At 73.4% G+C, this 9,362-nt stretch carries 7 protein-coding genes; 3 read left to right on the top strand and 4 right to left on the bottom strand.

What is annotated here, in order from left to right; translation table 11 throughout:
* Positions 1-63: 63 nt before the first annotated feature.
* Both ABZ671_RS19865 and ABZ671_RS19860 read right to left on the bottom strand, forming a co-directional pair.
* A complete protein-coding gene (locus ABZ671_RS19865; RefSeq protein ID WP_357859835.1) occupies positions 64-1,680 on the bottom strand; it encodes a metallophosphoesterase in 1,617 nt (538 codons plus the stop codon).
* Between the two features lie 91 nt (positions 1,681-1,771).
* Complete coding sequence (locus tag ABZ671_RS19860) at positions 1,772-2,947, bottom strand: PQQ-dependent sugar dehydrogenase (protein ID WP_357859832.1); 1,176 nt, start codon at positions 2,945-2,947, stop codon at positions 1,772-1,774.
* A gap of 69 nt (positions 2,948-3,016) precedes the next feature.
* On the opposite strand from ABZ671_RS19860, the gene ABZ671_RS19855 reads away from it, so the two are divergent.
* Positions 3,017-3,943, top strand: coding sequence for a 2-hydroxyacid dehydrogenase (locus tag ABZ671_RS19855; protein WP_357859829.1), 927 nt, complete (start codon positions 3,017-3,019; stop codon positions 3,941-3,943).
* 51 nt (positions 3,944-3,994) lie between these two features.
* Here the strand turns inward: ABZ671_RS19855 and ABZ671_RS19850 are convergent, their stop codons facing one another.
* Complete coding sequence (locus tag ABZ671_RS19850; protein WP_357859852.1) at positions 3,995-4,372, bottom strand: PH domain-containing protein; 378 nt, start codon at positions 4,370-4,372, stop codon at positions 3,995-3,997.
* A 228-nt stretch (positions 4,373-4,600) separates the two neighbouring features.
* On the opposite strand from ABZ671_RS19850, the gene ABZ671_RS19845 reads away from it, so the two are divergent.
* On the top strand, positions 4,601-6,802 hold the full coding sequence (locus ABZ671_RS19845) for a bifunctional diguanylate cyclase/phosphodiesterase (protein WP_357859826.1): 2,202 nt from the start codon (positions 4,601-4,603) through the stop codon (positions 6,800-6,802).
* 15 nt (positions 6,803-6,817) lie between these two features.
* Here the strand turns inward: ABZ671_RS19845 and ABZ671_RS19840 are convergent, their stop codons facing one another.
* Positions 6,818-7,837: a LacI family DNA-binding transcriptional regulator gene (locus tag ABZ671_RS19840; RefSeq protein ID WP_357859823.1), complete on the bottom strand. Its 1,020-nt coding sequence runs from the start codon at positions 7,835-7,837 to the stop codon at positions 6,818-6,820.
* A 176-nt stretch (positions 7,838-8,013) separates the two neighbouring features.
* On the opposite strand from ABZ671_RS19840, the gene ABZ671_RS19835 reads away from it, so the two are divergent.
* Complete coding sequence (locus ABZ671_RS19835; protein WP_357859820.1) at positions 8,014-9,297, top strand: extracellular solute-binding protein; 1,284 nt, start codon at positions 8,014-8,016, stop codon at positions 9,295-9,297.
* Positions 9,298-9,362 lie beyond the last annotated feature (65 nt).

The raw sequence follows: 9,362 nt of genomic DNA, 5'->3' as shown, positions 1-9,362 counted from the left end.
ATCTAGTTCGCGAAAGCCGTGAACCCGGCAGAATCGGACACCACAACTCCATGATCGACGGGGTCAGCGGGTGGGGGTGGGGGTGGGGGTGGGGGTGGGGGACTCGGGTCGGTTGGGGGTGGGGGTGATGGGTGCTTGGGCGCCCTTTTCCGGGTCCTTGATGACGTGCCGTTCCAGGCTGACCTGCGACTGGCCAGTGCCGCCCACGGTGATCTCGTCGTACGCCTGGAGCATCTTCTGCTGATCGAAGTAGAGCACGGTCATCGTCAGCGGGGTGGGCTTCTCACCCTCCAGGCCGCGCAGGCCGGCACCGCCGGTGGAGCCCTCCACCATCAGCGTGGTCGGGTCCTTGCCCAGTTCCTGCGGCAGCTTCGCCACCTGCCGCTCGTGCAGGTGCCCGGCCAGCACCAGCGGGGCGGTGCCGGAGAGCGGCCCGGCCGAGGCCGGGTCGTGCACCAGCGCGATATCCACCTTCGTCGGCGAGTTCTGCACCGTGGTGGCCAGCTTCTCGCCGGCACCGATCACCTGGTCGGCCACCTCCGCGGTGAGATCGCTGCCAGCCGGCGAGGTCTCCTTGTCGGGGGTGAACCGCGGGTCGGCGATGCCGGCGATGGTCAGCCCGGCCACCGTGGTCGTCGAGTTGTCCAGCACGATCGCGTTCGGCTGCTGGGCCACCGCCGCGGCCGTCCGCGCCGAGTCGTGGTTGCCGCGGATGTAGACGTACGGCTTCTTGAGCAGGCCGATCGAGCCGACGTAGGACGCCTCCGGTTCGCTGCCCCAGTCGGTGATGTCGCCGGTGTCGATCACCACGTCGATGTTGAACTGCTCAACGATGGTCCGGATCAGTGACCATCCGGTCGGGTTGAGGTGCATGTCGGAGACGTGCAGCACGCGGGTGGTGCCGGGGGCCGGCTCGTACACCGGCAGGGTCGAGACGGTGGTGTAGAGCTTGCTCATGTTCCCGACCATCCGCTGGAGCTGGTCGGCGTACTTGGTGTAGTCGTTGGCGATCCGCCGCGCGTCGCCGACGATCGCCGGCGCGTTGACCAGCAGCCCCTCGTAGCGGGGCTCCTCGATCGACTGCGGGCGGACGGTGGCGGCGGCCAGCCCGAGACTGCCCGAGGTGATCGCCAGCGCCAGACCGCCGGCCCAGGCCGTCCGGCGTACGTTCCGGAAGGCCAGCCCGGCCAGCAGCAGGGTGGCCAGCACCGCCCAGGCGAGCGTCTTGAGCCCGAGGCGCAGCACGCCGATGCGGATGTCCTCAACGGCGGACTGGCTGGCCCGGCTGATGCTCGCCGGGTCGTCGAGCAACGCCTCGGTGCGCCCCTGGTCCAGCGAGCCCAGCCGCACGGTCAGGTAGGCCGGCCCGCTGTGGCTGTCCAGCCGCAGCGCGCCCAGCGGCGGCACGTCGACCGTGGTACCGCCGCCGCTCACCGACGGGCTCAGGCTCAGCTCCGCGCGGAACGGCCCGATGTCGGTGCCCTGGTGCCCCCCGGCGTACGTGCCAGCGACGACCCCGGCCAGGGCGACCACGAGCACTGCCAGCATGATGCCCAGCCGGCGCAGCCCGGCGACCCACCGTCCGGCCCACGGCGCGCGGAACGACCGGCGCTGGGCGCGGACGTTCTCCGGGGCCGCCCCGTCCCCGGTGCTGTGCTGTTCGTTCTCCTGGCCGTCCATGTTCAAGTCCTGACCTGCCCAGTGAGGGATCGTGGGAAACCCGAGGGGTGCCCGGGCCTGCTCAACTTTCCGGCCGTCCGCCGGCCGGGCCTCAGCTGCGTCCGGCCCCGCCGTCGGCGAAGACCAGCCGCAGTATCCGGTCGTCCTCCGCGGCCGGCTTGCCCCGCCCGTCCCGGTTGGAGGTGCTCACCCAGATCGAGCCGTCCGGGGCGAGCGCGGCGGCCCGCAGCCGGCCGTATCTGCCGGTCAGCAGCTCGTGGGGCGCGCCGAGCACGGTGCCGTTGGCGGTCAGCTCGACCAGCCAGAGCCGCTGCCCGCGCAGGCAGGCGGTGACCAGCAGGCGCTCCGCCGCGGCCAGGCCGGAGCAGGAGGCGTCGGCGGTGGGCCACTGCACGATCGGGTCGACGTAGCGCGGGTCGTCGGCGCGCCCCTCGGCCTGTGGCCAGCCGTAGTTGCCGCCCCTGTTGATCTGGTTGATCTCGTCCCAGGTGTTCTGGCCGAACTCCACCGCGTACATCCGTTTGTCGGGGGTCCAGGCGAAGCCCTGGACGTTGCGGTGCCCCAGCGACCAGACCGGGGAGCCGGGGGTGGGGTTGCCCGGTGCCGGCCTGCCCTCCGTGGTGATCCGCAGAATCTTGCCGCCGAGGCTCTTCGGGTCCTGCGCGTTGGCCGTCTTGCCGGCGTCGCCCGTGCTGGCGTAGAGATAACCGTCCGGGCCGAAACCCAGCCCGCCGCCGTCGTGGTTCCCGGCCTTCGGGATGCCGGTGAGGATCGGGGTGGGCGGCGCGCCCAGTCGCAACTTGGCGACCCGGTTGTCCTGCGCGGTGGTGTAGTAGACGAAGACGGTGCGGTCCTTGGCGTACGACGGGGAGACCGCGATGCCCAGCAGCCCGCCCTCACCGCCGGCTGCCACGTCCGGCACGGTCTGCACCACGCGGACGTTCATGCCGTTCGGCCCGGACGCCGGGCCGACCTGGAGGATTCGGCCGTTGTCCCGTTCCGTCACCAGCGCGCCGCCGTCGGGCAGGAAGGCGATCGCCCAGGGCACGGCCAGCCCCGTGGCCAGCACGGTGGCGACCACCTGCTGGTCACCGCCGCCGGCGCTGGCCGTCGCCGAGGGCGTCGGCAGGTTCGGCGGTGCGCCGGCCGGGTCGGGGTCCGGCTTGCCGAAGGCACAGCCGGCGGTGCCCAGCAGCAGCGCCGCGCAGGGTGCCGCCAGCGCCGCGCGGACTCGGCCGGTGCGCGGGTACGGGGGACGGGCGTTCACCCGCACCAGGGTAGCCGGGCCGTGGCCGGCCGGCCGGCACTGCGGGCGCGGCGGTTATCGTCGGCGGTCGTGAAGGTATGGATTCCGCACCGGGCCGGCCGTGCTCTCCTCGGCGAGCTGCCTCCGGGCGTCACCGTGGAGTTGCTGGAGCACCCGACCCGGCTTCCGTCGTCCCCGGCCGGTGTGCGCTTCTGGGTGCCGCCGTTCCTTTCCGGCCCGGACGCCGGCACGCTGCTGGCCGAGCTGCCCGACCTGGCGGTGGTGCAGCTGCTGTCCGCCGGGGCGGACGCCTGGGTGGGGCGGGTTCCTGACGGGGTGGCCCTCTGCGACGCCCGGGGCGTGCACGACTCGGCCACCGCCGAATGGGTGGTCGCCGCGATCCTGTCGGCGCTGCGCGGTTTCGGTCCGCTGGCCCGGGCCCAGGCCCGCCGCGAGTGGGCGTACGCCGAGGTGGCCCCGACCGACGAGCTGGCCGGCAAGCGGGTGCTGATCGTCGGGGCGGGGTCGATCGGCGCGGCGGTCCAGGCCCGGCTGGCCCCGTTCGAGGTGACCTTCACCCTGGTCGCCCGCAGTCCGCGTCCCGACGAGGGAGTGCACGGGGTGGACGAGCTGCCCGCCCTGCTGCCGGAAGCGGACGTGGTGGTGCTGCTGGTGCCGCTGACCGAGCAGACCCGCGGGTTGGTCGACGAGCGGTTCCTCGCCGCGATGCCGGACGGCGCGTTGCTGGTCAACGCGGCCCGTGGGCCGGTGGCGCGGACGGCGGCGCTGGTGGCCGAGCTGGCCTCCGGCCGGCTGCGGGCCGCCCTGGACGTCACCGATCCCGAGCCGCTGCCCGCCGACCACCCGCTCTGGGAGCTGCCGAACGTGCTGCTCACCCCGCACGTCGCCGGCTCGGTACGCGGCCTGCTGCCGCGCGCGTACCGGCTGGTGGGGGAGCAGTTGCGGCGGTTCGCGGCCGGTGAACCGCTGGCGAACCGGGTGGTGGACGGCTACTGACGGGGGCCGGGGCGGGCTGCGGTCGGCTGCTGTCCTCGACTCGGGCCCGGCTCAGTCGGCGTCGCCGGACAGTTTCTGCCCGGTGACGGAGACCAGCCGGGGCAGGTCGGCGGCGCGTACCGCGGGGAGCATGACCATTTCCCCGTCGTCGAGCCGGGCGACCCCCCGGCCGCGCGCGTCGCCGGTCAGCTCGGCGATCCGCGCCCAGGGAATCCGCCGCTGCCCGGCGAGTGCCCGTAGTCGCAGCTCCCGGGGGTCCGCGTCGGTGCCGGCCCGCCATGCCCAGACCAGGACCGTGAGCGGGATCAGCAGCAGCCAGAGCAGCCACCAGTTGGCGGTGGCCACCGGCAGCGCGCCGACGAACGCGACGATCGCGGCGACCAGGATGGCCTGGTTGTGGCGGAAACGGATGGTGTCGGCGCGGGTCACGCCCCGATCTTCGCACCCCCGGTTGGCGTCGTACGCGGCGGGCGCGACGCCGGTGGTCGGCGACGCCAATGTGATCGGTGTCACGTCGGGTGTCACGTCACCGGGTACGTGCGGAATCGTTCATAGGCATGGCCGTTCCGGGTCCCCGCCCGGTCGTCCGTACGAGTCCCCGCCCATCCACTGCTGGCGAAACAGCACCGCCCCGTGCCCCCTCACGAAGGCGAACGCGTGCCCGTCCACCAACCCGTCGGTGGTCGACTCCGCCGACCCCCGCTGCCCGACCTTGTCGTGCCGATAGTCGGCACGATCTTCGTGCTGGCCGGGGCCGCCGGCCTCGTCCCGGCCCTCGCCGCGGTGGCGCTCGCCGTCGCCACCGGGTGCGCCCTGGCCTGCGTCCGGCTCGCCTCGCTGGCCGCGTTGTCCGGTCGGTGCGCCGCGATCCTCGACGCGGCCGTGCTGGCCGCCGGGCTCACCGTCGCCGTGCTGCCACTGGCCGACCCGCCGCACCGAGCGCCGGTCGCGCTCGTCGGCCTCGCCGTCACCGCCCTGCTGTACGGCGCCGCGCTGCTCCGGCTTCCCGGCCGCTCCCGGCTCACCGCCGCCGAGCGGCTCGGCCGAACCGTCGACATTCTCGGCCTCGGCCTCGCGCTGGTCTTCGCGGCCTGGATGATGCTGCCGCCCGGCCCGGTGCCACCGGCGGCGGCCAGCGCGAGCGTCGCCGGAGCGACCGGGGTGGCCGTGCTGGTGGTGACCGCGGGGGCGGACCGGTGTCGCCGGCCGGGCGCGGCGCGCTGTTGCGCCGGCGCGGCGGCCACCCTCGCCGGGCTGGCCCTGCTCGTGGTGCTGCTCGACCACGGCGCCCCGGACCGGGCCGTCCTGGCCGTCGCGCCGCCGTTGCTGGCCGGCGCGCTGCTCACCGCCGACGGCGCTCGGCGTACGGCCACCAGAGGGCGGTCCCGGACCGGCGGTTTGCGGGCCGCCTGGCCCGGGCTGACCGCGCCGGCCGGCATCGCCGCGCTCGCCGCCGGCCACCGCCTGTGGACGGCGGGGGAGATCGCCGCCCCCGCGATCGCCCTGGGGCTGGCGGTCATTCCGCCGATGGTGCTCCGCGAACTGCTCGCCCTCGCCGACCAGCGCCGCCGCGCCGACCGGTCGGCCCAGGCGGCCGGGCCGCGACCGGTCGACGACCGACCGGACGCGGCCGACCCGCTCGCCGAGCTGGCCGGCCGGGACGACCTGGTGCGCGGGTTCGCCGGGCGGGCGGACGGCGCGCTGCTCGTGGTCGACCTGGTCGGGGCCGCCGACGGTGCTGCCGTGGACCGGCCCGTGCTGGTCGAGGTCGCCCGGCGGCTCCGGGCCGGCAGCGGCCCCGGCGACCTGGTGGCCCGCCTCGCCGATGCCGAGTTCGCCGTGCTCACCGGTGTCGGGCCGGTGGTCGCGTACGCGCTGGGCAGCCGGTTGCTGGCCGCGCTGACCGAGCCGTACCCGGGGGCCGGCGGGGCGACCCGGATCCGGGTCAGCGTCGGGCTGGCCGAGACGAGCGGTGGTGCCCCGGAGGACGTGCTGCGCCAGGCCGAACTGGCCCGGCGGCGTGCGGTGCAGCTCGGCCGGGACCGGGTCGAGTGGTACGACGCCTACCTGGAGGAGCAGCTCGTCCGCCGGCTGGACCTGGAACGGGAGCTGCCCGGCGCGCTCGCCCGGGGCGAGCTGGACCTGGTCTACCAGCCGGTGCTGGCCCTCGCGGATCGGCAGCCGGTGGGCACCGAGGCGCTGCTGCGCTGGCGCAGCCCGGCCCTGGGCACCGTGCTGCCGGACGAGCTGCTGCCCGTCGCGGCCGACCTGGACCTGCTCGGCGAGGTGGGGCGGTGGGTGCTAAACCGGGCCTGCCGGCAGCTCGCCGACTGGTCGGACGGGGGGCGGAAGCTGTGGATGGCAGTCAACGTCACGCCCCGTGAGCTGACCGCGCCGGACTTCGTCGCCCGGACGGCGGGCGCCCTCGCGGCGTACGACGTGCCGCCAGAGCGCCTCGTCGTGGAGGTGGCCGAGCCGGCGGTCGGCGCGGAGCTGCCCTCGGTGGTGGCCCGGCTCGCCGGCCTGCGCTCGCTCGGAGTGCGTACGGCGTTGGACGACTTCCGGGCGGAGCACGCCTCGCTGGCCCAGCTCCGCCGGCTGCCGATCGACCTGCTCAAGGTCGGTCCGCAGCTGGTCGGGCCGGCCCCCGACGGGCATCTCCCGCTGATCGAGGTGGTGGCCAAGCTGGGCGACCGGCTCGGCCTGGAGGTGGTGGTCGAGGGGTTGGAGTCCGAAGCCCAGATCGCCGGCGCCCGTCGGGCCGGCTGCCGCTACGGCCAGGGGTTCGCCTTCGCCCGCCCGGCGACCGCCGAGCGGGTCGAGGCATGGCTCGAGGAGTTCCGCTCCGCGCCCCGCTGAGCCGTTCGAAGCGCCCTATCGGTTTCGCGGCGGTGCCGTGCTGCCGCGCGGGGTGAGACGGGCGGTCTCGTCCTGGACGCTGGTGACCGGCTCGCCGGCGATCGCGGCGAGGAGCTGTCGTGCGGCGTGCGCCCCGTACGCGGGGATGTCCCGGCCGAGGGCCGTCAGCGGCGGGTGCACCAGCTGGCACAGCGGAGAGTCGTCCCAGGCCACGATGGACAGGTCACCGGGGACGGTGAGCCCCATCTCCTGGGCGACCGAGAGCCCGGCGATCGCCATCACGTCGTTGTCGTAGAGGACCGCGGTGGGCCGTTGGGCGGAGCTGAGCAGCCGACGGGTGGCCCGGGCCCCCTCCTCGCCGGTGTAGTCCGACCAGACCGCGGTGGCGTCGACCAGCCCCAGCCGTCGGCACACCGCGTCGAACGCGTTGTCGCGGATCTGGGTGTGCAGCAGGTCGGGCAGCCCGCCGACCCGGGCGATCCGCCGGTGCCCGAGCGCGACCAGATACTCCACGGTCTCCGCCAGGGCCGCCGCGTCGTCGGCCCAGACGCTGGCCAGGCTGCCGGTGTGACCGGGCCCGCCGATCACCACCGCGGGCAGTTGCAGCTCCTCCAGCGTCGGCACCCGCCGATCGTCGGTACGCAGGTCGCAGACGAGGACGCCGTCCACCCGCCGTTCGGCCCACCACCGGCGGTAGACCGCGACCTCCGCCTCCTGGTCGGCCACCACCTGCAGGGTCAGCGCGTACGAGCGGGCCGACAGTTCGGCCTCGACGCCGCTGATCAGCTCCATGAAGAACGGCTCGATGCCCAGCGTCCGCGCCGGCCGGCACAGGGCCAGGCCGACCGCGTTGGCGGTGGCGCCGGAGAGCATCCGGGCGGCGCTGCTCGGGCTGTACCCGATTTCGGCCGCGATCGTCAGGATGCGATGTCGGGTCGCCTCCGACACGCCGGGCTGCCCGTTCAGCGCGTACGACACCGCGCCCTTGGAAACCCCGGCCCGTCGGGCGACGTCGGCGATGGTCGGCCGTTTCACCGGCGCGCTCCTTCAGTTGTTCGCCCCCGTGAGGGCACCCCGCAACTTGCACGGTTAAGCGTACGCCGAACGGGCCGTTGACAGTGTATAGGTCGCCCCGTACGGTGTGCTCACTTATCCGGTTCAGTCGACGTCTCTCGATCTTGGGAGCGTTTCCATTCGGCGTGGAGGATGACATGAAGTGGTCCTGGACGCACTGGGCCCGCGCGGTCACCGTGGGTGCCGTCAGCCTTGTGATGGTCGCGGCCTGTAGCGGAAAGAGCAACACCGGCGACTCGGATTCGGGCGGCGGGCAGATCACTTTGAAGATTAACTTCTGGGGCGACTTCGGCCTTCAGGACCTCAAGGCCAAGTACGAGGCCGAGCACAAGAACATCAAGATTCAGCTGAACTCCGGCGAATACAACGCCCAGCACGAGGACCTGCAGAAGAAGCTGGTCGCCGGCTCCGGCGCCGCGGACATCGCGGCGATCGACGAGGGCTTCATCGTCCAGTTCCGCAGCCAGGCCGACAAGTTCGTCAACCTGCTCGACAAGGGCGCCGGCTCGTACGAGAGCAAGTACCTGCCCTGGAAGTGGAAGCAGTCGCTGTCGGCCGACGGCAAGACCCAGATCGGCCTCGGCACCGACGTCGGCGGTCTGGCCATGTGCTACCGCACCGACCTGTTCCAGGCCGCCGGCCTGCCCACCGACCGGGACCAGGTCTCCGAGCTCTGGCCCACCTGGGACAAGTTCATCGAGGTCGGCCAGCAGTACACGGCCAAGACCAAGAAGAAGTTCGTCGACTCGGCCACCAACCTGTTCAACCCGATCCTCGGCCAGCAGCCGGTCGGCTTCTACAACGAGCAGGAGCAGCTCCAGATGGACGGCGGCCCGAAGGTCGCCTTCGACTACGCCGTCAAGGGGATCGAGGCCGGCCTGTCGGCCAACCTCGCCAGCTTCCAGGCCGACTGGGACAAGGGCTTCACCAGCGGCTCCTTCGCCGTGCTCGCCTGCCCCGCGTGGATGCTCGGCCACATCAAGGACACCGCCCCCGGCACCTCGGGCAAGTGGGACATCGCCGCGGTGCCCGGCGGCGGCGGCAACTGGGGCGGCTCGTTCCTGACCATCCCCAAGCAGGGCAAGCACGTCGACGAGGCGTACAAGCTGCTGGAGTGGCTGGTCCAGCCGGAGCAGCAGATCGAGATCTTCAAGACGGTCGGCAACCTGCCCTCGCAGCCGGCGCTCTACTCCGACCCGGCGATCGCCGACTTCAAGAACCCGTTCTTCAACAACGCGCCGGTCGGGCAGATCTTCCCGAAGATGGCCGCGGGCCTGACCCCGCAGTACCTCGGCAAGAAGAACGGCCCGACCCGGGTCGAGGTGGAGAACGTCATCGGCCGGGTGCAGAACAAGAGCTTGAAGCCGGACGCCGCCTGGGCTGAGGCGGTCAAGGCGGCGGAGAAGGTCGCCAGCTCCTGACGGTGGCCTCGCCGCAGCGACTCCTGGCAGCACCGGTGACGGAGCGGGGCACCGCCCGCTCCGTC

The organism is Micromonospora sp. NPDC006766 (assembly GCF_040636055.1).
Classification (GTDB): Bacteria; Actinomycetota; Actinomycetes; order Mycobacteriales; family Micromonosporaceae; genus Micromonospora.
This window is presented reverse-complemented; position numbering and strand designations above follow the sequence as displayed.